Genomic DNA, 26,369 nt, shown 5'->3' with positions numbered 1-26,369 from the left:
TTTAGCGTTGGTGCCGCCATCCTTGTCCCTGCTGACTCTCCGAATAAAAAACCTGAATCCAGCTCAAGCTGAGATTCAGGTTTTTTTTACAGCCCGTCAATTAAAGCGATACTTCAAATGCGCGGTGCGGTACGGCGCTGAGGCTATGAGGGCTGGCTGTTTACGCGCCCAAGTACGCCTTGCGAATATCCGGATTGGCCAACAGATTGGCCCCGGTATCCTGCATCACCACCTTCCCGGTTTCCAGCACATAGCCACGGTCTGCGACTTGCAGGGCCTTGTTGGCGTTCTGCTCGACCAGGAACACCGTCACGCCTTCATCACGAATGGTGCGGATGATGTCAAAGATCTGCGCGATGATCAGCGGAGCCAGCCCCAGCGTCGGTTCATCCAGCAAGAGCAAAGAGGGTTTGCTCATCAGGGCACGACCAATAGCCAGCATTTGCTGTTCACCACCGGACATGGTCCCGGCACGCTGGGAGGCGCGCTCTTTCAGACGGGGAAACAGTTTGTAGACATGCTCTTCCCCTTCTTCGATCTCGCTGCGGTTCAGAAAGAAACCGCCCATCTTCAGGTTTTCCGACACGGTCAGGTCCGGAAAGACGCGGCGGCCTTCCGGGGAAATGGCGATGCCTTTGCGCATGATGCGGTGCGTATCAGCGTGCGTGATGTCCTCGCCCATGAAGCTGATGCTGCCCGAGCTGGCTCGGGGCGAACCGCATACCGTCATGAGCAAGGTGGTTTTGCCTGCGCCGTTCGCGCCAATCAGGGTGACGATCTCGCCCTGATTGACGTCCACGCTGACTTGGTCCAGCGCCTGAATCGCGCCGTAATGGGTAGATACGGAGTCCAGCTTGAGCACTTATTCTTCCCCCAGATAGGCTTTGATGACGCGCGGATCATTGCGCACTTCTTCAGGTAGGCCGGTGGCAATGGGTTTGCCATACTCCATCACCAGAATCCGGTCCGATACGCCCATAACCAGGCTCATATCGTGCTCGATCAGCAAGACGGCCACGCCAAATTCGCGACGCAATTGGTCGATCAGAGCCTGCAGGTCACGTTTTTCCTGGGGGTTCAGGCCGGCAGCCGGTTCGTCCAGCATCAACAGGCGCGGCTGGGTAATCATGCAACGCGCGATTTCCAGGCGGCGCTGGTGACCGTAGGCCAGGTTGCCGGCCTCGCGATTGGCCAGGTCAGTCAGCCCCATGAAATCCAGCCATTGCACGGCACGTTCTTTGGCCTGCTTCTCGGACTGTTTGTATCGTGACAGATTCAGCAGCCCCGACAGGAACCCGGCCTTGAGCTGGCTGTGCTGGGCAACGAGTAGGTTCTCCAGCACGGTCAGCTTCTTGAACAGACGCACGTTCTGGAAAGTGCGCACCAGCCCTTTCTGAGCCACTTTGTGGCTGGGCAGGCCGTGAATGGGCTGACCTTCCAGAGTGACCGAGCCGGAGGTGGGATTGTAAAAACCGCCTACGCAGTTAAACACCGTAGTCTTGCCTGCCCCGTTGGGCCCGATGATGGCAAATACCTCGTCTTTGGCCACATCAAAGCTGACGGAATCCACCGCCAGCAAGCCGCCAAAACGCATGGACAGGTCTGATACTTGCAGTAATGGACTCATGTGCGCAACTCCACATGAGGACGCTGCACAGGCAACAAGCCCTGCGGACGCCATACCATCATGGCCACCATGACCAGACCAAAAATCAACATCCGATACTCCGCAAACTCTCGGGCCAGCTCAGGGACCACGGTCAGCACAATGGCCGCCAGGATGACGCCGATTTGTGAACCCATGCCACCCAGCACCACAATGGCCAGGATCAGGGCGGATTCAATAAAGGTGAAAGACTCTGGATTGACCAGACCCTGACGGGCAGCGAAGAATGCCCCGCCAAAGCCGGCAAACATGGCGCCCATGGTAAAGGCAGACAGCTTGATGGTGGTCGGGTTCAGCCCCAGCGAACGGCAGGCAATCTCGTCCTCGCGCAAGGCTTCCCAGGCACGGCCAATGGGCATACGCACCACGCGGCTGGAGACCAGCAAGGTAATCAGGGCCAAAGCCAGGGCCATCAAGTACAGATACACCACCACGTCCTGGTTGCTGAAGGTCCAGCCCATCAAGTCGTGGAACGTGGTCTGCCCTTCTGGCGCACGACGCGCCATGGGGAAACCGAATACGGTTGGCTTGGGTATGCCGGAAATACCGTCAGGGCCGCCGGTCAGGTCATACATATTGATGAGCAAGAGGCGGATGATTTCGCCAAAACCCAGAGTGACGATGGCCAGATAGTCGCCACGCAAGCGCAGCACGGGGAAACCCAGCAGAAAGCCAAACAGGGCCGCCATGCCACCAGCCAGCGGCAGTGCTTCCCAGAAGCCCCAGCCTGCGTAGTGATAGAGCAAGGCGTAGGTGTAGGCACCCACCGCGTAGAAACCCACAAAACCCAGGTCCAGCAGGCCGGCAAAGCCCACCACAATGTTCAAGCCCAGACCGAGCATGATGTAGATCAGCACCAGGGTGGCAATGTCCACCTGGGCTCGACCGCCAAAAAAGGGCCAGACCACGGCGCAGGCAATCACGATATACAGCAGAATCTTTTTGTGCTGCATGCTTAGCGTCGGCAGTGTCCAACGGCTTTCTCGCACTTTGGTGCGATTGACGTTGGGCCGGATCAGCTGAACCACAAATACCAGGGCCATGCCAATCAGGACGATCTGCCAATCGCTCTCCAGATGGGTAGTCATTCCGGAGCGCACAATTTGCAGCCCAAAGACGGGAGCCACAATGATGCCTGCCAGAACAGCGGCGATAAATGCATTGCTAAAGCGGTTCATCATCAGACTTTCTCCACCTCGGGTTTACCCAGCAGGCCCGTGGGGCGGAACAGCAGGATAAAGACCAACAGCAAAAAGGCCACGATGTCCTTGTACTGCGACGAAATAAAGGCAGCCGCAAAGGTTTCTGCCAAACCCAGCAAGACACCACCCAGCATGGCGCCAGGGATGCTGCCAATCCCGCCCAGCACGGCGGCGGTAAAGGCTTTGATGCCGGCGATAAAGCCAATAAAGGGGTTCAGTTTGCCAATCGCGGTGGCAATCAGCACGCCGCCCACGGCGGCCAGCATGGCACCGATGATGAAGGTAAAGGAAATGATCTTGTTGGTATCAATACCAAGCAGATTGGCCATGCGCAAGTCTTGGGAACACGCGCGCGAAGCCCTCCCCAGTCGCGAATACTTGATGTAGAGGCTGAGCATGATCATCAGCACCACGGTCACGACGATAATCATGACACGCGAGTATGGCGCTGTAACGGTAAAGCCGTCCGAGCCCAGGCTGAACTGGAAGGAACCCGACAGCAGCGTTGGTACGGCCATGTCGCGCGCGCCCTGACCCAGGGCCACCCAGTTCTGCAGAAAAATGGACATACCAATGGCCGAGATCAGCGGAACCAGCCGGGGGCTGCCACGCAACGGCGCATAGGCGACTTTTTCAATCGCATAGCCGTAAACGGCGGTTACCAGGATGGCAACCAGCAACATGATAAGAATGATCAGCCAGATGGGCAAACCCGAGCCTACGCCAATCGCAGTCAGGGTCACCAGCCCGACATAGGCGCCGATCATATAGATCTCGCCGTGGGCAAAGTTAATCATTCCGATAATGCCATAGACCATTGTGTAGCCGATGGCGATCAGTGCATAAATAGCGCCCAAGGATAATCCATTGAACAGCTGTTGCACGATCTGAGGGAGTAAATCAGACATGCTTGTTTTTTTCCGTTGAGTCCGTCGTTTTGTTCTGAGGCTTTGTGGGCATCCAAAAGCAATGCCCCCGTTCTTCATAAAGAGCGGGGGCACATCATCCAGTCTTATTTCTCAACTAGATCAAAGTTGCCATCTTTATCCCACTTGAAAACGGCAAATTCGAAGTGCTTCAAATCACCCTTGGCGTCGTATTCTACCTCGCCAATGGCGGTATTGAACGCATTTGCGTGCATGTAGTCCGCGCCCTTGGCCGAATCCTCGCCGACGGCGTTGATCGTATCGGCAATAATTTGTACGGCCGCATAGGCCGGGAACGTGAAGGCCCCGTTAGGGTTGCGCTTGTATTTGCTGAAGTTCTCCATCACCTCTTTGTTGGCCGGCATCTTGGTGAAGTCAGTGGGCAAGGTCACCAGCAATCCTTCCACTGCCGGGCCGGCAATGGCGACCAGGTCACGGTTGGCAACGCCTTCCGGTCCCATGAAGGTGTTTGTCATGCCCTGCTCACGAGCCTGACGCAGTAACAGACCCAGTTCGGCGTGATAGCCGCCAAAATAAATCAGGTCTGGATTGACGCCCTTGAGCTTGGTGATCACGGCTGAATAATCGCTGTCACCGACGTTGATGCCTTCGTACATGACGATGTTCATGTTCTTTTTCTTGAGTGCGTCACGCACTTGCGTGGCCACGCCCGAGCCGTAGGTTTGCTTGTCATGCAGCACGGCGATGCTCTTGGGCTTGAGCACATCAGCAATGTAGTCGGCCGCAAAAGGGCCTTGCTGGTCATCGCGCCCGATGGTGCGGAAAAAGTAATGAGGTTTGATGGTGTCGGTCACCAGCGGCGAGGTGGCGCCGGGAGTAATCGCCACAATCCCTTCCTGTTCGTAGATGTTGACAGCTGGTACGGTCGTGCCCGAGCACGCATGGGCGACGGCGAACTTGGCGCCGGAGTTGACCACGCGGTTGGCAGCCGGTACGGCCTGCTTGGGTTCACAGGCATCGTCAATCAGAACGGCCTCCAGCTTTTTGCCCTTGACCCCCCCTGCTGCATTGATCGCGTCAATCGCGGTCAAGGCACCGGCCTGGATCTGGTCCCCGTATTGAGTCGATGGGCCGGTCATGGGTTGAGGAATACCGATTTTGATGGTGTCCGCCGCGTAGGCGGTACCCATGGCCATTACCGTGGCCAGGGCGGTCAGAGCGGGGGTAAAGCGTCGAGTAAAGGTCATAGCAGCTGTCTCCCGAGGCCGGGGTCTACCGGCATTGCTTTTTAGAAAGTGCTTTTTCTGGTGCCTGGATAATCGTTGTTCTGCACCAAGGGAACCCATTTTGGGGTAGCCGCCTAAACGTTGTCACTTCGTATAAGCCCTAGCGCCGCGCAACGGTGTTTTCCGAATAAGCCTGCTTTGTTAAAAACCTGTTTCCTGAAAATACCTCGCCTGTTCAAGGCCTTATGGCTAAAAGACAAAAAGCATCCCGGAGGATGCTTTTTGTTTTGCCTGTTCAGGGCGCCCGATTAATTCCGCTTGGGGTAAAGAAAATCAAGCAGGTATCAGGAAAACTCTTTAGCCAGTTCACCGGCCCGCAGTTTGGCAGCCTTGACTGCTTGTTGTACCAGTGGCGTAAAACCCCCTTCGTTAAAAACAGCCAAAGCTGCAGCCGTGGTACCGCCCTTGGAGGTGACCCGCTCGCGCAAGACGGAGGGCGCTTCGGGAGACAGGGTTGCCAGCTGGGTGGCTCCATGCAAGGTCGCCAGTGAGAGCTGGCGGGCCTGTTCGGGCGACAAGCCCTGCTCAATTCCGGCTTTGATCAAGGCTTCGATGAACAAAAAGACGTAAGCTGGGCCACTGCCCGAAACGGCGGTGACGGCATCAATGGCTGCATCGTCCTCAACCCAAACCACCTCGCCAACGGACTTCAACAATTGCTGAGCAATGGATTTGTCGCTGTCATCCACCTGTTCCAGAGCCATCAGACCGGTAATGCCACAGCCAATAAAGGCCGGCGTATTGGGCATGCAGCGGATAACACGCTGGTACGGCTTGCCAGGCTCACCCAGCCACTGGGCCAGCGCGGTGGCGGGGATACCGGCAGCGACACTGATCACCAAGGTATCGTCCTGCAGATAGGGTTTGCAGGCCAGCACGGTCTCTTTCATGACCTGGGGCTTGACGGCGAAAACCCAGATACGTTGCCTGGACAGGGCCGGACCGGGCTCATGGGCGATGTGTACGCCTTGCTGGGCCCAGGACTCCAGGGCGGGCGGGTAGATATCGATTGCCAAAACGTCCGAGCCGCCGCAGCGTTTCCCGATCAAACCAGCGGCCAGCGCGCTAGCCATATTGCCTGCGCCGATAAACGCCAGCTTAAAAGAGGTATCGTGTGGATTCATCATCGCTCCCATTTAAAATCTGTCCTCTGACACGTTTTCTTAGCGTTTGAGGGTAATTAGTCATTGCTTATATGACGAACCCATGGATACATTCACGAGAGCGTCATAAACAAGTCATAAGCTTGAGTTTTAAAACCTGCTACACCTTAGCGGCACCTTTTATACAGGAGAAAACCTGATGCGAACAAAACTATTTGCTCTGTCTCTGGCCGGTCTGATTGCTTCGATTGGCACTGCGCAAGCGGCCACGGAAATTCAGTTCTGGCACTCAATGGAAGGAGCCTTGGGCGAACGGGTTAATGCATTAGTCAAAGACTTTAACGCATCTCAGTCGGACTACCAGGTTAAGGCTTCGTATAAAGGCAATTATGGCGAGTCCATGAATGCTGGCGTGGCCGCTTTCCGGGCGGGAAATGCACCCGATATCCTGCAAGTCTTTGAAGTGGGCACAGCCACCATGATGGCAGCCAAAGGCGCTATTCAGCCCGTTCAGGAGATGTCCGAAAAAGTGGGCAAACCGATCAACCCCGCTGATTTTCTGGGCGCTGTGGCCGGCTACTACTCCTCGAACGAGGGCAAGCTGATCTCCATGCCGTTCAACAGCTCCACTCCCGTGCTCTACTACAACAAGGATGCGTTCAAAAAGGCTGGCCTGGACCCCGAAAACCCACCCAAGACCTGGCAGGAACTGCATGCCACCGCCAAAAAACTGCGTGAGTCCGGTCAGGAGTGTGGCTATACCTCGTCCTGGCCATCGTGGATTTTGCTGGAAAACTTTGCGGCCTGGCACAACATTCCGTATGCCAGTGAAAACAACGGCTTTGGTGGCCCCGGTGCCCGCCTGCAGCTGGACAATCCGCTGTTTCTCAAGCACATGACCTTCCTGGCGGATATGTCCAAGGACGGCTCCTTCTCGTACGGCGGTCGGGGTGATACGGCCAACGCCCTGTTTACCAGCGGCAAGTGCGGCATGTTTACCGGCTCCAGCGGCAACCGCGCCAACATCATCAAAACCGGCGAGTTTGAGTTTGGCACCAGCAGCCTGCCCTATTACAGCGATGTGCAAGGCGCCCCTCAGAACTCCATTATTGGTGGCGCCTCCCTCTGGGTATTTGCCAAAAAGTCGGATGATGTCTACAAAGGCGTTACCGAATTCTTCCAGTTCATCTCCAGCCCTGAGCAGGCTGCTGCCTGGCACCAGAACACCGGTTATGTCCCTGTGACCAAGGCCGGCTTTGAAAAGACCAAGGAGTCCGATTTCTACGCTAAAAACGTAGGTGCGGATGTGGCGGTCAAACAGCTCGATGCCAGCACGACCGATAACTCCCGCGGTATCCGACTGGGTTATTTGCCCCAGATTCGCGATATCGAGGACGGTGTGATGGAACAGATTTTTGCAGGTAAAGTCACGCCTGAAGAAGGTTTGAAAGCCATGCAAAACCGTGGCAATGAACTGCTGGAGCGCTTTGAAAAGAGCGTGAAGTAAGCCGGGCCCGCCTTGTGCGGGTGGTTTACAATCGAGCGTATGAGCGCAGCGCCTGACGACGTTCCTTCCGGCCCCTGGCCCTACTAAACCGTCAGCAGGCCGTCCTGGCTGCTCATACGCTTTTCGTTTCACCTGAAATCTGTCCACCCTGATGGTGGCGCTCCTTTCCCCTTGCGCGCGAACCTATGGAAAAACGTGTCGTCTTTCGTCATAAGACACTTCCCTACCTGCTACTTGCTCCGCAGCTGGCCATTACTGTGATCTTTTTTTCCTGCCTGCCGGGCAAGCGCTGTGGCAGGCTTTTCATTTGGAAGATCCGTTTGGTCTGTCCTCGCAGTTTGTCGGCCTGGCCAACTTTACCGAGCTGTTCAGCAGTACGGAATACAGGGCCTCGTTCAAGACGACCGCCGTGTTTTCCCTTGCCGTGTCCGTTCTGGGCCTGGTGGTGGCGTTGCTGTTGGCGGTAATGGCAAATCGTGTGGTGCGTGGCGCCCTGCTGTATCGCAGCCTGCTGATCTGGCCTTATGCCGTGGCAACCGCCGTGGCCGGTGTGTTATGGCTATTTCTGTTTTCGCCGTCCGTGGGGATTGTGGCGGTTTTTCTGCTGGAGCAGGGCTTTGAGTGGAACCCGCGTTTGAATGGTAACGATGCCATGTTGCTGGTGGTGATTGCCTCGGTGTGGAAACAGATCTCTTACAATTTTTTGTTCTTTCTGGCGGGTCTGCAAGCAATCCCTCGCTCTCTGATTGAAGCAGCCGCCATGGACGGTGCCGGGCCAATGCGCCGTTTTTGGGGCATTGTGTTTCCCCTGCTGGCGCCCACGACCTTTTTCCTGTTGGTCGTCAATATTATTTATGCCTTCTTTGATACGTTCGCCATCATTGATGTCGTCAGCCAAGGCGGCCCAGGTGAAGCAACGTCGATCCTGGTCTACCGAGTCTATAACACCGGCTTTCGAGGCCTGGATATTGGCTCCTCGGCGGCTCAGTCCGTGGTGCTGATGGCGATTGTGGTGGCACTGACCGTGATTCAGTTCCGCTACATCGATCGCAAAGTGACGTACAGCTAATGCGCAGCAAGGAACATAGTCATGGTTGAACGACGCCCTCTTCTCGATTTTTTCACGCATCTTATCCTGATCCTGGGGGTGATCGTGATCGCCCTGCCCCTGTACATCACCTTTGTGGCCTCGACCCAGACCAGTGCCGAAGTGGCCCGTGCGCCCATGTCGCTCTGGCCGGGCTCGCACATGGTGGAGAACTACCTGACCGCCTTGCAAGGCACGGCGACCAACTCTCCGCCCGTGGGCCGCATGCTGCTGGTCAGCATGGTGATGGCGCTGGGCATTGCGGTTGGCAAGATCATTATTTCCATGCTCTCGGCATTTGCCGTGGTGTACTTCCGCTTCCCCTTTCGCATGCTGTTTTTCTGGATGATTTTCATCACCCTGATGCTGCCTGTGGAAGTGCGAATCATGCCCACTTACAAGGTGGTGGCCGATTTGCAATTGCTCGATAGCTACGGAGGCCTTATTTTGCCTCTGATCGCCTCGGCAACGGCCACCTTCCTGTTTCGCCAGTTCTTTCTGACCGTGCCGGATGAGTTGATCGAGGCAGCGCGTATTGATGGGGCTGGCCCGATGCGGTTTTTCAAGGATGTGTTGCTGCCTCTATCCAAAACCAGCATTGCCGCTTTGTTTGTGATTCAGTTCATTTACGGCTGGAACCAGTATCTGTGGCCGTTGATTATCACCACCAAAGAGGATATGTACCCGATTGTGGTCGGTATCCGGCGCATGATTTCCGGTGGTGACAGCGTGACTGAATGGAATGTGGTGATGGCAACGGCCCTTTTGGCGATGATCCCGCCCGCACTGGTGGTGATGCTGATGCAAAAATGGTTCGTCAAAGGTCTTATCGACTCTGAAAAGTAATTCTCTACAGGCTCTATTGAATGGCTAGCTTACGATTTGAAGGCGTCAAGAAAACCTACCCGAACGGGACGGTCGTTATTCACGGCATTGATGTGGACGTGAACGATGGCGAGTTCGTGGTCATTGTGGGCCCTTCCGGCTGCGGGAAATCGACCTTGATGCGTATGGTGGCAGGCCTGGAATCCGTTACGGCGGGCCAGGTTCTGATTGACGGTAAAGTAGTCAATGATCTGGAACCGGCTGAACGCGACATCGCCATGGTGTTTCAGAACTACGCCCTCTACCCTCATATGTCGGTCTTTGACAATATGGCCTATGGTCTGAAGATCCGGAAATTCTCCAAGGACGAGATCAAGCAACGGGTCAATGCGGCGGCGGCCATTCTGGAGTTGGGTGCGCTGCTTGAGCGGCGTCCCGGCCAGCTATCCGGTGGTCAGCGCCAACGGGTGGCGATGGGTCGTGCGATTGTGCGTGAGCCCAAGGTGTTTCTGTTTGATGAGCCGTTGTCAAACCTGGATGCCAAGCTGCGAGTCCAGATGCGCCTGGAAATTCAGAAACTGCATCGTCGCCTGAAAACCACCAGTCTGTATGTGACGCACGATCAGATTGAGGCCATGACCTTGGCTGAGCGCATGATTGTGATGAACCAGGGCATGCCCGAGCAGATCGGCACTCCGGTCGAGGTGTTTGAAAAACCGGCCTCGGTGTTTGTGGCCACGTTTATTGGCTCGCCGCCCATGAACCTGTTACCGGTGCAAGTGAGCGAGCAAGGTCAGATTCTGCAGGACAATGGCCAGTCTGTGCAGTTTGGCCCTGAGATGGTGCCTGCCTCCGTCCGAGGCCGCAAGGTGTTTTTGGGCATTCGCCCTGAACACATCAGGCTGCATGTGCCGGGTGTGACGACGCAAGTTGAAATGGTCGAAGTTCTGGGCTCCGAGCAGCTCTTGCATCTGGGTTGTGGCGACTACCGCATTATTGTGCGCTGTCCGATTGAACAAACGCGCGAGTATCCGATTCAAATTGGGGAGGCCATCCAGATTGGTCACATGCCCCCCCACCCTTTGCACTGGTTCGATCGCGAGACGGGGTTGCGTATTGATGCCTGAATGGGCTTGAGCGCAAAACCCTAATAAAAAAAACCGACCCGAAGGTCGGTTTTTTTTGCACACAAGTATCAGAGATTACTTGCCGTAGACCGATTTGCTACCGTCTGCGTGCCAGCTGAACACATCAAATTTGAAGTCGTTCAGGTCGCCCTGCTTGTTCCAGCTGATAAGACCGATAGGTGTTTTCACACTGTTGGCATGCAGGTACTCTGCCACCTTGACGGGGTCGTCAGCGCCAGCGCCCTTGATGCCTTCGGCAATAGCCAAGGTGGCAGCATAGGCGGACAACTGGAACGCACCGCTAGGATCGCGCTTCTTGTCCTTGAAGGCTTGTACGATGGCCTGGTTGTCGGGATCTTGCGAGAAGTCCGCAGGCAAGGTCAGCAGCATACCTTCCACGGCCTTGCCGGCAATGGCGTTGATATCGGGGTTGCCTACCCCTTCTGGGCCCATGAAATGAACTTTCACGCCTTGCTCAGCTGCCTGACGCAGCAACAGCCCCATTTCGGGGTGATAGCCGCCAAAGTACACGAAGTCCACACCCGTGGATTTCAGTTTGGTGATTACAGCCGAGTAATCACTGTCGCCCGCATTGATCCCTTCGAACAGGACCACGTCCGTACCGGCTTTTTGCAGTTCAGAGCGGACCGAGGCGGCAATACCCTGACCGTAGGACTGCTTGTCGTGCAGCACCGCTACTTTGGTGGGTTTGATCTGTTCCAGAATGAACTTGGCAGCAGCCGGACCTTGCTGATCATCGCGACCGATGGTGCGCAGGATCATTTCATAGCCTTTGCCATCGGTGACCGCAGGAGCCGTAGCCGATGGGGTGACCATCAATACGCCTTCGTTGTTGTAAATGTCCGTGGCCGCGATGGTCGCACCCGAACACACGTGGCCGACAACATAATGGATCTTGTCATTCACGATACGGTTAGCGGCGACAGGCCCTTGCTTGGGTTCGCAGGCGTCGTCAACAGTGACCAGTTCGAGCTGTTTGCCCAGAACGCCACCGCTGGCATTGATCTGTTCGATGGCTGTGTCGACACCTTGTTTGACCATATCGCCGTATTGGGTGACCGAGCCTGTAAAAGGGCCCGCCAGCGCGATACGGATATTGTCAGCGTGAGCAGCACCGGACAAGAGCAGACCCGTTGCCAGGCTCATGGCCGCTGCAACAGGAGTGAAACGAATTTTCATAGAAAACACCTCCGTGAATATGCAGGAAAGCATACACCGATAACGAGGCTTTATGCCTGCCTTGCGACCCAATTCAGGGTTTTCTATAGTGGAAAAAAGAAGGGCCACCTTGCGGCGGCCCTTTTTCTTGCGCTTGGACAGCGACAACGAACGAATTACTGCAGCAAACTGCGCAGCATCCAGGCGTTTTTCTCGTGCACGTCCAGACGCTGGGTCAACAAATCAGCCGTGGGCTGGTCGTCGGCAGAGTCGGCGCGATCAAAAGCCGTACGGGCGGTACGAGCCAGCGCTTCGTTACCCTTGACCAGCAATTCGATCATGGTGGTGGCATCCGGCACGGAAGTGGGCTGCGTAATCGAGGAGAGCTTCTGGAATTCGGCGTAGGTGCCTGGCGCGTAATGACCCAACGCGCGGATACGCTCAGCGATGTCGTCCAGAGCCTGCCACAGTTCCGTGTACTGGGTCATGAACAGCTCGTGCAGAGTCTTGAACATGGGGCCAGTGACGTTCCAGTGGAAGTTGTGTGTCATCAGGTAGACGGTATAAGAGTCGGCCAGCACCTTGGACAGCTCATTGACCACCGCAGCACGATCTGCCGTGGAAATGCCGATATCAATCTTCAGCGCGCTGCTGGTGGACGTCGCGGGGGCAGCAGGTTTGGTGGCGGCCGGTTTTGCAGCCGCCGGTTTACGGGCGGCGGCGGGTTTGGCCGCCGCTGTAGCAGGCTTTTTGGCGACGGCCTTTTTAGCAGTCACTTTCTTGGCGGGGGCCGGTTTTGCTTCAGCCTTTGCATCGGCTGCAACTGCGACCTTGGTATCAGTGTTCGGGGCTTCTTCGGCCTTGTTGACCTTGGCGGTTTTACTCACTGCTTTCACGGCTTTTGCCATAGTGGACTCCTGTTAAACAGAGGGCTAAATAAATACTGAAGCAGAATAACACGCAGTGGCTGCGCGGCTTACGCTAGTTCAGGATACGGGAAATTGCTGTTGTATTCGACTTTTAAGTAGTTCACACCAGCTAACCCGCTTTCCATGATCCCACGGGTCAGCGCATCAATGGCCGAGAGACGTGGAAAACTTTTGCGCCAGACCAAGGCAATGCGCCGATCTGGAATGGGTTTTTTGAAGGGAACGTAGGCCAGCAGTTCGTTAGCCTGTCCGGGGGCCGTCAGTGAACTGGCAGGCAGGACCGTCAAACCGATCCCGGTGGCGACCATATGTCGGATGGTTTCCAGCGACGATCCTTCAAAGGTGCGCTGTATCCCTTCACTGGAGGCCGAAAAACGGGATAGCTCGGGGCAGACATCCAGCACCTGGTCGCGAAAGCAGTGGCCGGCGCCCAGCAGCAACATGGTTTGGTCTTTCAGTTGCTCGGGGTCGATTTCCTTACGCTTGGCCCAAGCATGATCATGCGGCATAGCCACCACAAAGGGTTCGTCATACAGCTCGCGGATGACCAGACCTGTCTCGGGCAAAGGCAGGGCCACAATTGCACAATCAATCTCACCTTGACGCAGCAGCTCCAGCAGGCGCACCGTAAAATTTTCCTGCAATAACAGCGGCATTTGCGGAGTCAGTTCGATCTGCTTGGGAACCAGCTTTGGCAGCAGATACGGCGCTACGGTGTAGATAATGCCCACGCGCAATGGACCGGCCAGGGGATCATGGCCCTGTCGGGCAATTTCGCGCAAATTGGCCCCCTCTTCCAGCACCTTCTGTGCCTGGGTAACAATACGCAGCCCGATCGGGGTAATCGCCACTTCGGGCCCGCCACGCTCGAAGATGACCACGCCTAATTCGTCTTCCAGCTTCTTGATGGCCACCGATAAGGTGGGCTGGCTCACAAAGCAGGCTTCGGCGGCACGCCCAAAATGGCGTTCGCGTGCCACGGCAACGATGTACTTCAGCTCGGTCAATGTCATGACAATTCCTTGTGCAAAACAGCATTAAGACCTTGGGTAAAGAGCGCTGGCCGGACAGGCTGAGCATCTTCACCACAATACAGGGGCGCCTATGGCGCCATATCCATCCTGCCTGGCTTAGCACGCCGTAAACGGTGAAGCTTGTAGGCAGGCTCATGGTCAACTACGCAGTAACTCTTCCCGTCCCTTCATCCAGCGCTGCAAATGCTGGTGAGCGTGGTCTGGATAATCACGTCGAAAGGAGCTGGCCAAGTGTTGGGCCTGTTCGATCAGGTCCTCATCAGACTGCAAACTGGCAAAACGCAGGCCGGCCTGTCCGGACTGGCGCATGCCCATAAACTCGCCAGGGCCGCGTTGTTCCAGGTCGCGGCGGGCGATCTCAAAGCCATCCGTGGTTTCATACATGGCCCGCAAGCGCAAGCGGGCCACTGCCGAGAGCGGTGCCTGGTACAGCAGCACACAAACGGACTGGATCTGCCCGCGCCCTACCCGACCGCGCAGCTGGTGCAGTTGAGCCAGACCGAAACGCTCGGCATGCTCAATAATCATCAAAGAAGCGTTAGGGACATCCACCCCCACTTCGATGACGGTCGTGGCGACCAGCACGTCCAGATTTCCGCTGCGAAAGGCTTCCATGACCTCCGCTTTTTCTGCCGAGGACAAACGGCCATGAATCAGGCCGATCCGCAAAGGAGCCAGTGCTTGTTCCAGCGCCGCATGGGTGTCGACAGCGGTTTGTAACTGCAGGGCCTCGCTTTCCTCGACCAGGGGACAAACCCAATAAGCTTGTCGTCCCTGAGCAACTTCGGCTCGCACGCGGGCCATGATCTCATCACGACGATTGTCCGCCGCCAGTTTTGTGATGATGGGACTGCGCCCGGGCGGCAACTCGTCAATCGCGGACACATCCAGATCCGCAAAAAACGCCATGGCCAGCGTGCGCGGGATAGGGGTCGCACTCATATTGAGTTGGTGGGGCAAATAGGCTTGGCCTTTGTTGTCCTGTGCATCGCCCTTGCGGTTCAGCTCCAGACGCTGGCCCACTCCAAAGCGGTGCTGCTCGTCCAGGATCACCAGCCCCAGCTTATGAAACTGAACATTGTCCTGAATCAGGGCCTGAGTGCCGATCGCCAGACGGGCTTGCCCAGAACGAATGGCATCATACGCAAGGCGTTTGGCCTTCACGCCCAAACTGCCGCTTAACCAGGCTAGTTCCACGCCCAGCGGTTCCAGCCACGTACGCATTTTCAGATAGTGCTGCTCGGCCAGGATCTCTGTGGGTGCCATCAGGGCTACCTGGAAACCGCTGGCAATGGCCTGCACCGCAGCAATAGCCGAGACAATGGTTTTTCCGCTACCCACGTCGCCTTGCAAAAGCCGGTGCATGGGATAGGAGCGCTTCAGGTCCGCACTGATCTCTTTAACGCAGCGCTGCTGAGCTGCCGTCAGGCTAAACGGCAAGGAGGCCAGCAAGGATTGGAGCAAATCGCTCTTGGCTTCACGCATCGGCCTGGCGCGTTGAGCCTGACGGGCCGCGCGAGCTTGCGCCAAGGAGAGCTGCTGAGCCAACAGCTCATCAAACTTGATGCGGCTCCAGGCGGGATGGCCCTGCTCGAACAATTCGTCGTAGCTGAGCTCTGGCGGCGGGTAATGCAAGAGCCGGATGGCCTCGTTAAACGGCATCAGGCCATATTCGGCACGGACTTGCTCGGGAAGCGTGTCGCGCAGGTCCGCGGTATTGAGCGCATCGGCAATGGCTTTGCGCAGTTGGGTCTGACTCAAGCCGTCCGTGGTGGGATAAACAGGCGTTAGTGCGCGCGCCAGGGGTTGGCCGGCTTTGGTGACTTTGGGATGCACCATTTCCAGGCCATGAAAGCCCTGGCGCACCTCGCCACGCACCCGCAAGGGCAAATCGCTTTGCAGTTGTTTGAGCTGGCTGGGATAGAAATGCAGCCAGCGCAAGGCCAGCTCGCCACTTTCATCGGCAATACGGGCATGCAGTTGCGCCCGAGGCCGAGCCTGGACATCTGTGCTGAGAATACGTCCTTCGATCTGCGCCATCTTGCCGGGGTAAAGATGGGCAATAGGCTCGACCTGGGTTTCGTCCTCGTAGCGCAAAGGCAGATGGACCACGAAGTCGGCAGGCTCTCGCAGACCGAGCTTTTCAAATTTCTGGTCCAGACTGAGCGCTTTACGGGGCGCAGTCCGTTTGGCCTGAGGCGCAGGCCGACCTGCGGTCATGGCAATACGTCTTTAGAAATTGAGGATTGCCTCGACCTCGAACTGAGCGCCTTTGGGCAGGCTGGCCACACCGATGGTCGAGCGTGCGGGGAAAGGCTGCGGAATCAGTTCGGCCATGATGGCATTGGCGCTGGCAAAGCGGGACAGGTCTGTCAGAAACAGCGTCAGTTTGACGATGTCGGTCAGGCTGGCGCCAGCTTCTTTGACCACGGCTTCCAGATTGGCGAATGCCTGACGTACCTGACCTTCAAAATTTTCAGATACCAGTTCGCCGGTGGCCGGCTCCAAACCGATTTGGCCAGACAGAAACACGGTCTTGCCGCCCGATGCAATGATGGCCTGAGAATAAGGGCCTACGGCAGCCGGAGCGGCGTCGGTGAAGACAACTTGCTTAGTCATAAGAAACCTCTGATGAGTGTTGTACTATCAGAGTTTAAGCGCCTATAGCTAAAATTAACAGATCTTGGCGTGATTATTTTTCCACGAAGGCGCGTTCAATCACGTAGTCGCCGGGCTGTCCAACACCAGGCGATACTTCAAAGCCGCGCTCATCGAGCATGGCGCTGATGTCGGCCAACATGGCGGGGCTGCCGCACAGCATGGCGCGATCCTGAGCAGGGTCCAACGGGGCAATGCCCAAATCCTGGCACAGCTTGCCGGTTTCGATCAGTTCCGTGATGCGGCCCGTATTGCGGAACGCCTCGCGCGTAACCGTGGGGTAATACAGCAGCTTTTCACGCACCATCTCGCCAAAGTACTCGTTTTGGGGCAGCTCGTGCTGGATGAAATCCGAGTAGGCCAATTCGCTCACATAGCGAACACCGTGTACCAGGATCACTTTCTCAAAGCGCTCATACGTGTCCGGATCTTTAATGATGCTCATGAAAGGAGCCAGACCGGTGCCCGTGCCAAACAGGAACAGATTGCGCCCGGCCCGCAGGTCGTCGATGACCAGCGTGCCCACAGGCTTGCGGCTGACCAAAATGGTGTCGCCTTCTTTCAGGTGCTGCAGGCGCGAGGTTAATGGGCCGTCCGGCACCTTGATACTGAGAAACTCCAGGTTCTCTTCGTAATTGGCGCTGGCGATACTGTAAGCACGCATCAGCGGCTTGCCATCGACTTCCAGACCGATCATGACAAAGTGCCCGTTATGAAATCGCAGGGCGGCGTCGCGGGTAGTGGTAAAGGAGAACAAGGTGTCGTTCCAGTGGTGGACGCTAAGCACTTGTTCGGTATTGAAAGCTGCCATGGTAGTTATCGTGTAAAGGGGCCACAAAGCCCGGATCAGTAAGCAAATATCTGCCCATTGTACCGAGTTCAGCAGGTAAATCCATGCTCGAACATCAATGCGATTTGATCGCAATCAGGACAAACCATTAAGTTTTCAGACGAGGAATTGTCGCTCTCCGGGCGGGCTGCTGAACCGCAGATTTGACTGTTTTGCGTACTGACTGCCCAAATAATTCTTGCCTACTTCCTGCATACGTTTGATAATCATTCACATTTTCCGGCTTTAAGCTAACTGCGCCTGTTTCTGGAGTGTTGATGATGCGCTTTACTCTTCGTAGTCGTGCCCTGACCCAAGCCCTGCTTCTGTCCGCGATGGGTACTGTGTCGATGGCGGCTTTTGCTTCTGGCGAAGTCAATCTCTACACCACCCGCGAACCCGGACTGATTACTCCTCTGTTGGAAACCTTTAGCAAAGACACGGGTGTGAAGGTCAATACCGTGTTTGTGAAAGATGGCCTGATCGAGCGTGTCAAGACAGAAGGTGACAAATCCCCTGCCGACATTCTGATGACGGTAGACATTGGCAATCTGCTGGATCTGGTCGAAGCGGGTATTACCCAGCCGGTGGAATCCGCAGCCCTGGACAGTGCCATTCCCGCCAATCTGCGCGGCGCGGACAAACAATGGTATTCCCTGTCCTTGCGTGATCGCGTCGCTTATGTTGCCAAGGACGTGGATGTGAAAAGCATTCACTACGAAGATTTCGCCGACCCCAAGTGGAAAGGCAAAGTGTGCATCCGTTCGGGCCAACACCCTTACAACACGGCCTTGGTCGCCGCCATGATTGCTCATGATGGGGCCGAAGCAACGGAAAAATGGTTGCGTGGCGTCAAGGACAATCTGGGTCGCAAAGCCGCCGGAGGGGACCGTGACGTTGCCCGCGACATTCTGGGCGGGATTTGTGATATCGGTATCGCCAATGCCTACTACGTGGGCCGCATGAAAAATGCCGAGCCAGGTAGCGACGCCTACAAATGGGGGGAAGCCATTAATGTGGTGCGTCCCACCTTCGCGGATACCAAAAGTGGCGGCACGCACGTGAACATTTCCGGTGCGGCGGTGGCTAAGCATGCTCCCAACAAGGACAATGCCGTCAAATTGCTGGAATACCTGGTTTCCGAGAAAGCGCAGAGCCTGTATGCCAAGGCCAATTACGAATACCCCGTGCGCGCCGGTGTTGAACTGGACCCGGTCGTGGCCAGCTTTGGGCCCTTGAAGGTCGATCCCTTGCCGCTGACTGAAATCGCCAAGCATCGCAAGCAAGCCAGCGAGTTGGTGGATAAAGTTGGCTTCGACAACTAAAATCGCCCTACTCTTTTTCTACGACCGCCAGCTTTGAGAAATCAGAGCGGCGGTCGTCGCGCATTGAAGCGCCTGTAACACCTAGCCTTTCATAATGCCCTTTTTTCGTCGTCTGCCCCTTTGGTCCCTGGCCGCTGCTGTGATTGCCCTGATTGTGGCTGCGCCTGTGATTACCCTGCTGACCCACGCCTTAGGCGGCTCGACCGAGCACTGGTCGCACCTGTTCCAGTTCGTGTTGCCCCACGCCATGAGCAATACCTTATTGCTGCTCCTGGGGGTGGGAGTGGTGGTCAGCTGTTTAGGGGTGGGCGCTGCCTGGCTGATTACCGCCTACGAGTTTCCAGGTAGGCGGGTTCTGCAATGGGCGTTGCTGCTGCCTTTGGCGGTCCCGACCTATATCGTGGCCTTTGCTTATCTGGACTTGCTGCATCCGATCGGGCCGATTCAATCAGCCATACGCTATGTGCTGGGTTACAGCAGCCCGCGTGAATTTCGTCTGCCGGACCTGCGCTCCCTGGGCGGGGCTATTTTTCTGCTGGGCTCGGTGCTCTATCCTTATGTTTACCTGAGTACACGAGCCATGTTTGCCACTCAGTCGGCCAGTCTGCTCGAAGCGGCACGCATTATGGGGGAGTCCGGACGCAGTGTCTTTTTCCGGGTTGTGCTGCCGATGGCCCGCCCCGCGATTGCTGTGGGCGTCAGTCTGGCCTTGCTGGAAACCTTGAATGATATCGGCGCTTCCGAGTTTCTGGGTGTGCAGACCTTGACGGTATCGATCTACACCACCTGGGTGACCCGTTCTGATCTGGCAGGTGCCGCTCAAATCGCTGTTTCCATGCTCTGTCTGGTGGCGGCCTTGATCAGCATTGAGCGTTATGGCCGTCGTCGCCAGGCGTATTCCAGTAATCAACGCTCCGAGCCTATCCGACCCACTCGGTTGAAAGGCTCGGCGGCCTGCATCGCGATTGCCTTGGGTGCGGCCCCCGTGCTGGTAGGGTTTGTGGCTCCTTCCCTGTATCTGCTTAACGAGACAATCAAACATGTGACGCAAACCGGCGGCATCTCGGCGCAACTGCTCAACAGTGCCTGGAACACCCTGTATATCGCTGCCCTGGCTACGCTTGCGACTCTGTTCTGTGGTCTGGTGGTTGCCTGGGCTGCCCGCGCCGTCAGTTCGGGACGCAAGCCTCGTCTAGCCCGTTTTCTGGCCGGTGTCAGCAGTCTGGGCTACGCCATTCCCGGGACGGTGTTGGCGATTGGTCTGTTGACTCCCCTGGTGATGTTCGATTCTTTTTACAACCAGCTCCTGTCCTGGTTGGGCATTTCGTCAAGCGGACTGCTCTTGATGGGCTCTACTCTGGCCTTGGTGCTCGCGTATACCTTGCGCTTTCTGGCGATCTCGATTGGCGGCATCGAGGCTGGCCTGGCTCGTATTCCCGCTTCCTTGGAGCAGGCCTCCCGCCTATTGGGTGAAACGCCGGCCGGCACGCTCAAGCGCGTGCATTTGCCTTTGCTGCGCCCGGCCATGGGTGCTGCTGCCCTGCTGATTTTTGTGGATGCCATGAAGGAGCTTCCGGCTACCTTGCTGCTGCGTCCGATGAATTTCGAGACCCTGGCAACCTGGTTGTATGCGGAAGCGGCGCGGGGAACCTATGAGGAAGGCGCGGTGGCGGCTCTGGCCATTGTGCTGGCCGGTTTGATCCCCGTTATTTTATTGGCTCGTACTCAATTGATGGCCTCTGGCCCACGCGCATCATGAATGATTTTCTGGATTTACAGGCTATTACCCTGTCCTACGATACGTCCGAGGGATTTCGGCCGGTCGTCGACCAACTCAGTTTGCACCTGCCACAAGGGGAAATTGGCTGTTTGCTTGGCGCGTCCGGCTGTGGCAAGACCACGGTTCTGCGTGCGATCGCCGGCTTTGAGCCTTTGCGCGCCGGGCATATTTTGCTCAATGGCCGTGTGCTATCCGCTGTTTCTCAACAGGTTCCACCGGAAGACCGGCATGTCGGCATGATGTTTCAGGATTACGCGCTTTTCCCTCATCTGACCGTAGAGAAGAATGTGGCGTTTGGCCTGCGCAAATGGGGCCGGAACGAACGACAAGAGCGGGTACACGACATGTTAGAGTTGGTGGATCTGTCCCGCTTGGCACAGCGCTATCCGCATGAATTGTCCGGTGGTCAGCAACAGCGTGTTGCTCTGGCGCGAGCGCTGGCTCCCAAGCCGTCCTTATTATTGCTTGACGAGCCGTTTTCCAATCTGGATGTGGATACCCGTGAGCGGCTGGCCTTTGAGGTGCGCGAGATTTTAAAAAAGGCCGGCATCACGGCAATATTGGTGACGCATAATCAGGCAGAGGCCTTCGCGATTGCTGACCGCATCGGCGTGATGCAGGCGGGCAAGATTATCCAATGGGATACGCCCTACAGCCTGCATCATCATCCCGTGAATGACTTTGTCGCGGACTTCATCCGGCGGGAGGCCATTATGGCGCAGCGTGCCCAGGCCTTTTTACGTGGGGAGCCCGTGGAGCTGTGACTGGGGTCGCGTTCTCCCGCGCCGCGGCCCTGACCGCACAGGGTGCCCTTTTTTGTCTGTGGGCGTTGCACGCTGGATTGCTACAAACCTAAACGCCTAGCCGGGTGGTCTTGATGAGCATCCATACTGCCATCGGCGGGAGTCGCTGGCTTGACCATGTCAATATGAGCAATGCCATCTTCGTCGTAGATTTCACCGACGGGTTCAAACCCTAAAGACCCGTAGAACTTCTGCAAATGAGCCTGTGCGCCAATGCGAATATCCTCGCCAGGATACTGAGCATGCGTAAATCGTATAGCCTCAGCCACTAGGGCATAACCGATCTTCAAACTGCGAAACTTGGCCACAGTCAGGACGCGGCCAATGGACGGTTCGGCATACTTCAGTCCCGGCTCGACAACGCGGGCATAGGCCGCCAGCTCTCCATCCTTGAACACCGACAAGTGCCAGGCAGTCAGATCCAGACCGTCTGCTTCCTGATAGGCGCACTGCTGCTCCACCACAAACACGGCTTCGCGAACCTGGATGAGGGCGTACATCTCCCGAGAGGAGAGATCATCCAGTCGTTTCCATTGAAAATCCAGAGCCATCTTTACTTCCATATCAATAGGGTTTGCGTGACTGCGTAGGGTAAAGGTCTGAGCACGAGTCGCAAGCATAAACTGCCAGAGCCCAGAGGCTCCGGGCGGCTTGAACAGCGCGGCTACTGAGGCTGTGGATTGTTCAGTGTCACCGTTTCTGTGTTTGCCGTGTCCATAAAAAGAGCGGCCTGAAGGCCGCTCTTTTTGACCGCACTGGCACAAGCCAGCGCCCGCGATCTTACAGGCTGTAGTACATGTCGAATTCGACCGGATGCGGCACCATGCGCAAACGGGTGATTTCGGCTTGTTTCAGCTCGATGAAGGCATCCAGCATTTCGTTGCTGAACACACCGCCCCGGGTCAGGAACTCGCGATCCTTGTCCAGAGACTCGATGGCCTGTTCCAGAGAAGCGCACACGGTTGGGATCTTTGCATCTTCTTCAGGAGGCAGATCGTACAAGTTCTTGTCGGCAGGATCGCCAGGATGGATCTTGTTTTGCACACCGTCCAGACCGGCCATCATCAAGGCCGAGAAAGCCAGATAAGGGTTGGCCATTGGGTCGGGGAAACGTGCTTCCACACGACGAGCCTTGGGGTTGCTGACGTAAGGAATGCGGATCGAGGCCGAACGGTTACGGGCGGAGTACGCCAGTTTGACCGGTGCTTCAAAGTGCGGAACCAGACGCTTGTAGGAGTTGGTCGTGGGGTTGGTGATGGCGTTCAGAGCGCGAGCGTGCTTGATGATGCCGCCAATGTAGAACAAGGCAAACTCGGACAGCCCGGCGTATTCATTACCTGCAAACAAGTTCTGGCCATCTTTCCAGATGGACTGGTGAACGTGCATGCCCGAACCGTTGTCGCCCACGACAGGCTTGGGCATGAAGGTTGCCGTTTTTCCATATACGTGAGCCACGTTATGGATGGTGTACTTCATGATCTGATTCCAGTCTGCGCGCTCGACCAGGGTCGAGAAACGCGTGCCGATTTCCAGCTGACCGGGAGCCGCCACTTCGTGGTGATGGATTTCAACAGGAACGCCCTGCTGCTCCATCAACAGACACATTTCTGCGCGCAGATCGGCAAAAGAGTCTGTGGGTGACACAGGAACGTAACCGCCTTTGACCCCTGGGCGGTGACCCAGGTTGTTGCCATTGAGTTCCAGGCCGCGCGACCAAGGGGCTTCTTCGGAGCGAATCTTCACGAAGCTGCCCGACATGTCGTCGTTCCAGGTAATCCCATCGAACACGAAGAATTCTGGCTCGGGACCAAAGTACGCGGTATCGCCCAGGCCGCTGGAGCGCAGGTAGGCTTCGGCACGCTTGGCCAGCGAACGGGGATCGCGGTCATACCCTTTCAGGTCGGACGGTTCGACCACATCGCAGGTCAGAATCAGGGTGGGCTCTTCACGGAACGGGTCCATACGCGCGGTTTTGGCGTCCGGGATGAGCAACATGTCCGAGGCTTCAATTCCTTTCCAACCAGGCAAGGAAGAGCCGTCAAACGCGACGCCGGACTCAAAGCGATCCTCGTCCACCGCGTGTGCGGGGGTGGTCAAGTGGTGCTCACGGCCCAGGGTATCGGTAAAGCGGAAATCGACAAACGTGATTTCGCGTTCGGCGATGATCTTCAGAACATCTTCGGGGGTGGACATGGTTACTCCAGCGTCAATGACGTTAACAAAAAGTGAGGAGGAGTGGCGCGGATCATTGTGTAACCCACTACGGCAGGTCTTAATTACGTTTACCGGGATCAGATCTGAATTGATCCAAACAGGCCGATTTCGATAAAGTAGTTATGGCATAGGACTTACCAGAAATTAATTGTAGAGCAATTGTGCAGATGCACAATAAAAAATGTCTTAAATAAACAATTAAATGTCAGGAACCTGCATCAGGAAGGAATGCTTCCTGTAAGTCATTTAGAAAGCGCCAGCCTAAATCCGTAGTTCGAATACGCAGCGGATCGGCAGCCAGCAAACCTTTTTCAATATTGCGCCTGATGGTGGGCAGGATCTGTGCCAGTGGCACGCCCGTGCGCTCCTGAAAGTATTGGGACGGCACCCCGGCTTTCAGACGCAACGCGTTCAGCATGAACTCAAAGGGCAGGTCCTGAGGGGACACACGCGCATTGTGCGCATAGTGGCTGCCATCCCGTTTGACGGCGGTCTGCATCCACTGGGCTGGGCTGCGGGTCGTGGCGGTACGAATAATACGATCGTGAAAGGACAATTTGCCATGCGCACCGGGACCGATACCGATGTAGTCGCCAAACTCCCAGTAATTCAGATTATGGCGGCTGTGACCACCCCGCTTGCTGTAGGCGGATATTTCATACTGCTCCCAGCCGCGACTGGCCGTCAACTCGATCAGCCTGTCCTGCATGGCCGCGCTGTCATCGTCATCAGGCAAGGCAGGCGGATATTTGGCAAAGACGGTATTGGGTTCCAGCGTCAAGTGATACAGCGACAAATGCTCCGTTTCGTAAGACATGGCTTGCAAGATGTCGTGTTCGGACTGGGCGGGTGTTTGCCCAGGCAAGGCGTACATCACGTCCAGGTTCACGCGGTCTACCGCTTTCAGGGCGGCCTCGATGGCCTGGCGTGCTTGCTGACTATCGTGAATGCGTCCGAGCGCTTTCAGGGCCTGATCGTTAAAGCTTTGGATGCCCAGAGAGATACGGTTTACGCCACTGTGCGCATAGTCCATGAAACGCGAGGCTTCCGAAGCGCCGGGATTGGCTTCCAGCGTAATTTCAGCATCGGGCAGCAGGTTCAGATGAGCGCGCAGCATGGCCAACATGCGGTCCAGCGCCTGGGCCGATAAAAGACTGGGTGTGCCGCCGCCGATAAAGACGGAAATGACCTGTCGGCCCCAGACCAGGGGCAAGGTTTGCTCCAGGTCGGCTTGCAAGGCGTCCAGGTACTCGTTTTCGGGCAACTGCGCCGGTGCTTCGTGTGAGTTGAAGTCACAGTACGGGCACTTGCGGACACACCAGGGCACATGCACATAGACCGATAAGGGAGGCAGGCTGGGCAAGAGAGTCGCCGGCCCCGAGCCGGGCCGGATTCGTACTTCGGGAGAAAAAACGCTCATGTCTTTACTCGGCCGCCAGACGATGCAGCAACGCTCGCATGGCCTGCGCCCGATGGCTATATTGGTTTTTCACCTCGGGCGCGAGCTGTGCAGCGGTTTGCCCAAGTTCGGGAAGATAAAAGTGCGGGTCATAGCCAAAGCCGTGCTCGCCGGCGGGCTGATCCTGAATCTCTCCTTCCCAGACCCCTTCAATCACGATGGGCCGTGGGTCCTGAGCATGGCGCACATACACCAGAACGGCCACATAACAGGCGCGGCGGTCGCTTTGTCCTTGCAGACGCTGGACCAGCAAGGCGTTATTGGCAGAGTCGGACTTCTCACCACCCAGCTCGCGAGCGGCAAATCGGGCGGAGTACACGCCGGGGGCTTCGTCCAAGGCGCGCACGCACAGGCCGGAGTCGTCGGCCAAGGCGGGCAAACCGCTTAACTGGCTGGCATGACGGGCCTTGGCCAGCGCATTCTCGATAAAAGTGGCAAAGGGCTCCTCGGCCTCGGGAATGTTCAATTGGCCTTGCGGAATCATGCTGATACCGGCCTGGGCCAGGATGGCGGAAAACTCCTTGAGCTTGCCGGCATTGTTGGAGGCCAGGACAACACGCTTGGATGTAGTGTTCATAAGTGGCAACAGGCGGCAAAGCGCCCTGTTCAGTAAAAAGGACAAAGCGCCGTGCCACGCGGCACACACTGCCTGGCACGGCGTTCCAATAGGAGCTTGCCCCGCTGCCTGGCGGTGTCGCGCAGGGAGCAGGACAGACCCGTTTCATCGTGATCAGCCCTGCAAGGCCTGTTTCTGGGCTTGCATCAGCTCGGCAATGCCCTGCTCGGCCAGATCCAGCAAGCGGTTCAAGGTGGGGCGCGCAAAAGTTTGGCCTTCAGCGGTGCCCTGCACTTCCACCAGATTGCCGCTGCCTGTCATGACGATATTCATATCCACGCCGCAGGCGGAGTCTTCCAGATAGTCCAGATCCAGCACGGGGTGGGATTCGAATACACCGACCGAAACGGCCGCCAATTGATCCAGAATGGGCGAGGCTTGCAGTTTGCCCTGCTCTTGCAGGTTGCGTACCGCCAGACTGGCGGCAACCCAGGCACCGGTGATGCTCGCGCAGCGGGTTCCGCCGTCGGCTTGCAGCACGTCGCAGTCAATATGGATGGTGCGCTCGCCCAAGGCCTTCAGATCAAAAACGGCGCGCAGGCTGCGGCCAATCAGGCGCTGAATTTCCTGGGTGCGGCCATTTTGCTTGCCACGGGCCGCCTCCCGGTCGGAACGGGTGTGGGTGGAGCGTGGCAGCATGCCGTATTCCGCGGTTACCCAGCCCTGCTCCTTGCCTTTCAGAAAGGGAGGCACTTTGTCGAGCACGCTGGCATTGCACAGAACATGGGTCTCGCCCAAGCGGATCAGCACCGAACCTTCGGCGTGACGAGTGAAACCAGTCACCAGTTCGACAGGACGGCATTGTGTGGCAGATCGACCCGAGGGGCGTGCAATCGTAGCGTTTTCAGACAAG

The 26,369-nt window shown here is 56.7% G+C and carries 23 protein-coding genes and 1 pseudogene; 7 read left to right on the top strand and 17 right to left on the bottom strand.

Translation table 11 applies throughout. The features are described 5' to 3' along the window. Positions 1-160: 160 nt before the first annotated feature. From FE795_RS08740 to proC, 6 genes are all read right to left on the bottom strand, one after another. Positions 161-862: an ABC transporter ATP-binding protein gene (locus FE795_RS08740; RefSeq protein ID WP_003800034.1), complete on the bottom strand. Its 702-nt coding sequence runs from the start codon at positions 860-862 to the stop codon at positions 161-163. After that, positions 863-1,627, bottom strand: coding sequence for a high-affinity branched-chain amino acid ABC transporter ATP-binding protein LivG (livG, locus tag FE795_RS08735; RefSeq protein ID WP_003800036.1), 765 nt, complete (start codon positions 1,625-1,627; stop codon positions 863-865). Next, the gene (gene livM, locus FE795_RS08730) at positions 1,624-2,847 is read right to left on the bottom strand and encodes a high-affinity branched-chain amino acid ABC transporter permease LivM (protein WP_039942987.1); all 1,224 of its coding nucleotides are present in this window, start codon (positions 2,845-2,847) and stop codon (positions 1,624-1,626) included. The genes livG and livM overlap by 4 nt, the downstream gene beginning before the upstream one ends. Next, positions 2,847-3,776 (bottom strand): high-affinity branched-chain amino acid ABC transporter permease LivH, encoded by a 930-nt coding sequence (gene livH, locus FE795_RS08725; RefSeq protein WP_003800042.1) that lies wholly within the window; start codon positions 3,774-3,776, stop codon positions 2,847-2,849. The genes livM and livH overlap by 1 nt, the downstream gene beginning before the upstream one ends. A 104-nt stretch (positions 3,777-3,880) precedes the next feature. After that, on the bottom strand, positions 3,881-5,002 hold the full coding sequence (locus FE795_RS08720; RefSeq protein ID WP_003800044.1) for a high-affinity branched-chain amino acid ABC transporter substrate-binding protein: 1,122 nt from the start codon (positions 5,000-5,002) through the stop codon (positions 3,881-3,883). Positions 5,003-5,325: 323 nt separating this feature from the next. Next, positions 5,326-6,177 carry a pyrroline-5-carboxylate reductase gene (proC, locus tag FE795_RS08715; RefSeq protein WP_131071790.1) on the bottom strand — a complete coding sequence of 284 codons (852 nt, stop codon included), beginning with the start codon at positions 6,175-6,177 and terminating at the stop codon, positions 5,326-5,328. Positions 6,178-6,343: 166 nt separating this feature from the next. Here proC and ugpB point away from each other — a divergent pair, with 166 nt between their 5' ends. The 4 genes and pseudogenes from ugpB to FE795_RS08695 all read left to right on the top strand — a co-directional run bounded on the left by ugpB (position 6,344) and on the right by FE795_RS08695 (position 10,690). After that, positions 6,344-7,651: a sn-glycerol-3-phosphate ABC transporter substrate-binding protein UgpB gene (ugpB, locus tag FE795_RS08710; RefSeq protein WP_059317629.1), complete on the top strand. Its 1,308-nt coding sequence runs from the start codon at positions 6,344-6,346 to the stop codon at positions 7,649-7,651. Between the two features lie 185 nt (positions 7,652-7,836). Beyond that, positions 7,837-8,720, top strand: a pseudogene (gene ugpA, locus FE795_RS08705) (sn-glycerol-3-phosphate ABC transporter permease UgpA). A 21-nt stretch (positions 8,721-8,741) separates the two neighbouring features. Then, positions 8,742-9,584, top strand: a complete 843-nt coding sequence (gene ugpE / locus FE795_RS08700) for a sn-glycerol-3-phosphate ABC transporter permease UgpE (RefSeq protein WP_003800051.1) — start codon at positions 8,742-8,744, stop codon at positions 9,582-9,584. A 20-nt stretch (positions 9,585-9,604) separates the two neighbouring features. Then, on the top strand, positions 9,605-10,690 hold the full coding sequence (locus FE795_RS08695; RefSeq protein WP_003800053.1) for a sn-glycerol-3-phosphate import ATP-binding protein UgpC: 1,086 nt from the start codon (positions 9,605-9,607) through the stop codon (positions 10,688-10,690). Positions 10,691-10,765: 75 nt separating this feature from the next. On the opposite strand, the gene FE795_RS08690 is transcribed toward FE795_RS08695, so the two are convergent. The 6 genes from FE795_RS08690 to FE795_RS08665 form a co-directional block, all read right to left on the bottom strand. Further along, positions 10,766-11,890 carry a branched-chain amino acid ABC transporter substrate-binding protein gene (locus tag FE795_RS08690; RefSeq protein ID WP_003800055.1) on the bottom strand — a complete coding sequence of 375 codons (1,125 nt, stop codon included), beginning with the start codon at positions 11,888-11,890 and terminating at the stop codon, positions 10,766-10,768. Between the two features lie 155 nt (positions 11,891-12,045). After that, the gene (locus FE795_RS08685; protein WP_039943084.1) at positions 12,046-12,513 is read right to left on the bottom strand and encodes a Dps family protein; all 468 of its coding nucleotides are present in this window, start codon (positions 12,511-12,513) and stop codon (positions 12,046-12,048) included. A 332-nt stretch (positions 12,514-12,845) separates the two neighbouring features. Then, complete coding sequence (locus FE795_RS08680) at positions 12,846-13,811, bottom strand: LysR substrate-binding domain-containing protein (RefSeq protein ID WP_003800059.1); 966 nt, start codon at positions 13,809-13,811, stop codon at positions 12,846-12,848. Positions 13,812-13,970: 159 nt separating this feature from the next. Further along, entirely contained in the window at positions 13,971-16,052 is a 2,082-nt protein-coding gene (gene recG, locus FE795_RS08675; protein WP_219236085.1) for an ATP-dependent DNA helicase RecG, read from the bottom strand. Between the two features lie 12 nt (positions 16,053-16,064). Continuing rightward, positions 16,065-16,451, bottom strand: a complete 387-nt coding sequence (locus FE795_RS08670) for a Rid family detoxifying hydrolase (protein WP_003800063.1) — start codon at positions 16,449-16,451, stop codon at positions 16,065-16,067. A 73-nt stretch (positions 16,452-16,524) separates the two neighbouring features. Then, on the bottom strand, positions 16,525-17,301 hold the full coding sequence (locus tag FE795_RS08665; protein WP_131071787.1) for a ferredoxin--NADP reductase: 777 nt from the start codon (positions 17,299-17,301) through the stop codon (positions 16,525-16,527). Positions 17,302-17,600: 299 nt separating this feature from the next. Here FE795_RS08665 and FE795_RS08660 point away from each other — a divergent pair, with 299 nt between their 5' ends. The 3 genes from FE795_RS08660 (at position 17,601) to FE795_RS08650 (ending at position 21,188) form a co-directional block, all read left to right on the top strand. Beyond that, positions 17,601-18,644: a Fe(3+) ABC transporter substrate-binding protein gene (locus FE795_RS08660; RefSeq protein WP_003800067.1), complete on the top strand. Its 1,044-nt coding sequence runs from the start codon at positions 17,601-17,603 to the stop codon at positions 18,642-18,644. Positions 18,645-18,738: 94 nt separating this feature from the next. Beyond that, positions 18,739-20,403: an ABC transporter permease gene (locus FE795_RS08655; protein ID WP_131071786.1), complete on the top strand. Its 1,665-nt coding sequence runs from the start codon at positions 18,739-18,741 to the stop codon at positions 20,401-20,403. Beyond that, positions 20,400-21,188, top strand: a complete 789-nt coding sequence (locus tag FE795_RS08650) for an ABC transporter ATP-binding protein (protein WP_131071785.1) — start codon at positions 20,400-20,402, stop codon at positions 21,186-21,188. Before FE795_RS08655 ends, FE795_RS08650 begins: the two co-directional genes overlap by 4 nt. An 80-nt stretch (positions 21,189-21,268) precedes the next feature. Here FE795_RS08650 and FE795_RS08645 read toward each other — a convergent pair whose 3' ends face one another. The 5 genes from FE795_RS08645 to rph all read right to left on the bottom strand — a co-directional run bounded on the left by FE795_RS08645 (position 21,269) and on the right by rph (position 26,368). Further along, positions 21,269-21,778, bottom strand: a complete 510-nt coding sequence (locus tag FE795_RS08645; protein WP_219236084.1) for a GNAT family N-acetyltransferase — start codon at positions 21,776-21,778, stop codon at positions 21,269-21,271. 229 nt (positions 21,779-22,007) lie between these two features. Then, entirely contained in the window at positions 22,008-23,420 is a 1,413-nt protein-coding gene (gene glnA / locus FE795_RS08640) for a type I glutamate--ammonia ligase (protein ID WP_059317635.1), read from the bottom strand. Between the two features lie 226 nt (positions 23,421-23,646). After that, entirely contained in the window at positions 23,647-24,861 is a 1,215-nt protein-coding gene (gene hemW, locus FE795_RS08635; protein ID WP_165477567.1) for a radical SAM family heme chaperone HemW, read from the bottom strand. 4 nt (positions 24,862-24,865) lie between these two features. Beyond that, the gene (gene rdgB, locus FE795_RS08630; RefSeq protein WP_131071783.1) at positions 24,866-25,477 is read right to left on the bottom strand and encodes an RdgB/HAM1 family non-canonical purine NTP pyrophosphatase; all 612 of its coding nucleotides are present in this window, start codon (positions 25,475-25,477) and stop codon (positions 24,866-24,868) included. Between the two features lie 153 nt (positions 25,478-25,630). Then, entirely contained in the window at positions 25,631-26,368 is a 738-nt protein-coding gene (gene rph, locus FE795_RS08625; protein WP_059317637.1) for a ribonuclease PH, read from the bottom strand. Between the last annotated feature and the right edge of the window lies 1 nt (position 26,369).

Origin of the sequence: Alcaligenes ammonioxydans (genome assembly GCF_019343455.1) — a bacterium.
GTDB lineage: Bacteria > Pseudomonadota > Gammaproteobacteria > Burkholderiales > Burkholderiaceae_B > Alcaligenes > Alcaligenes ammonioxydans.
This window is presented reverse-complemented; position numbering and strand designations above follow the sequence as displayed.

Excerpts from the sequence above, each read along its gene's own strand:
- livG (WP_003800036.1), bottom strand. The coding sequence starts at position 1,627 with ATGAGTCCATTACTGCAAGTATCAGACCTGTCCATGCGTTTTGGCGGC.
- livM (WP_039942987.1), bottom strand. The coding sequence starts at position 2,847 with ATGATGAACCGCTTTAGCAATGCATTTATCGCCGCTGTTCTGGCAGGC.
- livH (WP_003800042.1), bottom strand. The coding sequence starts at position 3,776 with ATGTCTGATTTACTCCCTCAGATCGTGCAACAGCTGTTCAATGGATTA.
- FE795_RS08720 (WP_003800044.1), bottom strand. The coding sequence starts at position 5,002 with ATGACCTTTACTCGACGCTTTACCCCCGCTCTGACCGCCCTGGCCACG.
- proC (WP_131071790.1), bottom strand. The coding sequence starts at position 6,177 with ATGGGAGCGATGATGAATCCACACGATACCTCTTTTAAGCTGGCGTTT.
- ugpB (WP_059317629.1), top strand. The coding sequence starts at position 6,344 with ATGCGAACAAAACTATTTGCTCTGTCTCTGGCCGGTCTGATTGCTTCG.
- ugpE (WP_003800051.1), top strand. The coding sequence starts at position 8,742 with ATGGTTGAACGACGCCCTCTTCTCGATTTTTTCACGCATCTTATCCTG.
- FE795_RS08695 (WP_003800053.1), top strand. The coding sequence starts at position 9,605 with ATGGCTAGCTTACGATTTGAAGGCGTCAAGAAAACCTACCCGAACGGG.
- FE795_RS08690 (WP_003800055.1), bottom strand. The coding sequence starts at position 11,890 with ATGAAAATTCGTTTCACTCCTGTTGCAGCGGCCATGAGCCTGGCAACG.
- FE795_RS08680 (WP_003800059.1), bottom strand. The coding sequence starts at position 13,811 with ATGACATTGACCGAGCTGAAGTACATCGTTGCCGTGGCACGCGAACGC.
- recG (WP_219236085.1), bottom strand. The coding sequence starts at position 16,052 with ATGACCGCAGGTCGGCCTGCGCCTCAGGCCAAACGGACTGCGCCCCGT.
- FE795_RS08670 (WP_003800063.1), bottom strand. The coding sequence starts at position 16,451 with ATGACTAAGCAAGTTGTCTTCACCGACGCCGCTCCGGCTGCCGTAGGC.
- FE795_RS08665 (WP_131071787.1), bottom strand. The coding sequence starts at position 17,301 with ATGGCAGCTTTCAATACCGAACAAGTGCTTAGCGTCCACCACTGGAAC.
- FE795_RS08660 (WP_003800067.1), top strand. The coding sequence starts at position 17,601 with ATGCGCTTTACTCTTCGTAGTCGTGCCCTGACCCAAGCCCTGCTTCTG.
- FE795_RS08655 (WP_131071786.1), top strand. The coding sequence starts at position 18,739 with ATGCCCTTTTTTCGTCGTCTGCCCCTTTGGTCCCTGGCCGCTGCTGTG.
- FE795_RS08650 (WP_131071785.1), top strand. The coding sequence starts at position 20,400 with ATGAATGATTTTCTGGATTTACAGGCTATTACCCTGTCCTACGATACG.
- FE795_RS08645 (WP_219236084.1), bottom strand. The coding sequence starts at position 21,778 with ATGGCTCTGGATTTTCAATGGAAACGACTGGATGATCTCTCCTCTCGG.
- glnA (WP_059317635.1), bottom strand. The coding sequence starts at position 23,420 with ATGTCCACCCCCGAAGATGTTCTGAAGATCATCGCCGAACGCGAAATC.
- hemW (WP_165477567.1), bottom strand. The coding sequence starts at position 24,861 with ATGAGCGTTTTTTCTCCCGAAGTACGAATCCGGCCCGGCTCGGGGCCG.
- rdgB (WP_131071783.1), bottom strand. The coding sequence starts at position 25,477 with ATGAACACTACATCCAAGCGTGTTGTCCTGGCCTCCAACAATGCCGGC.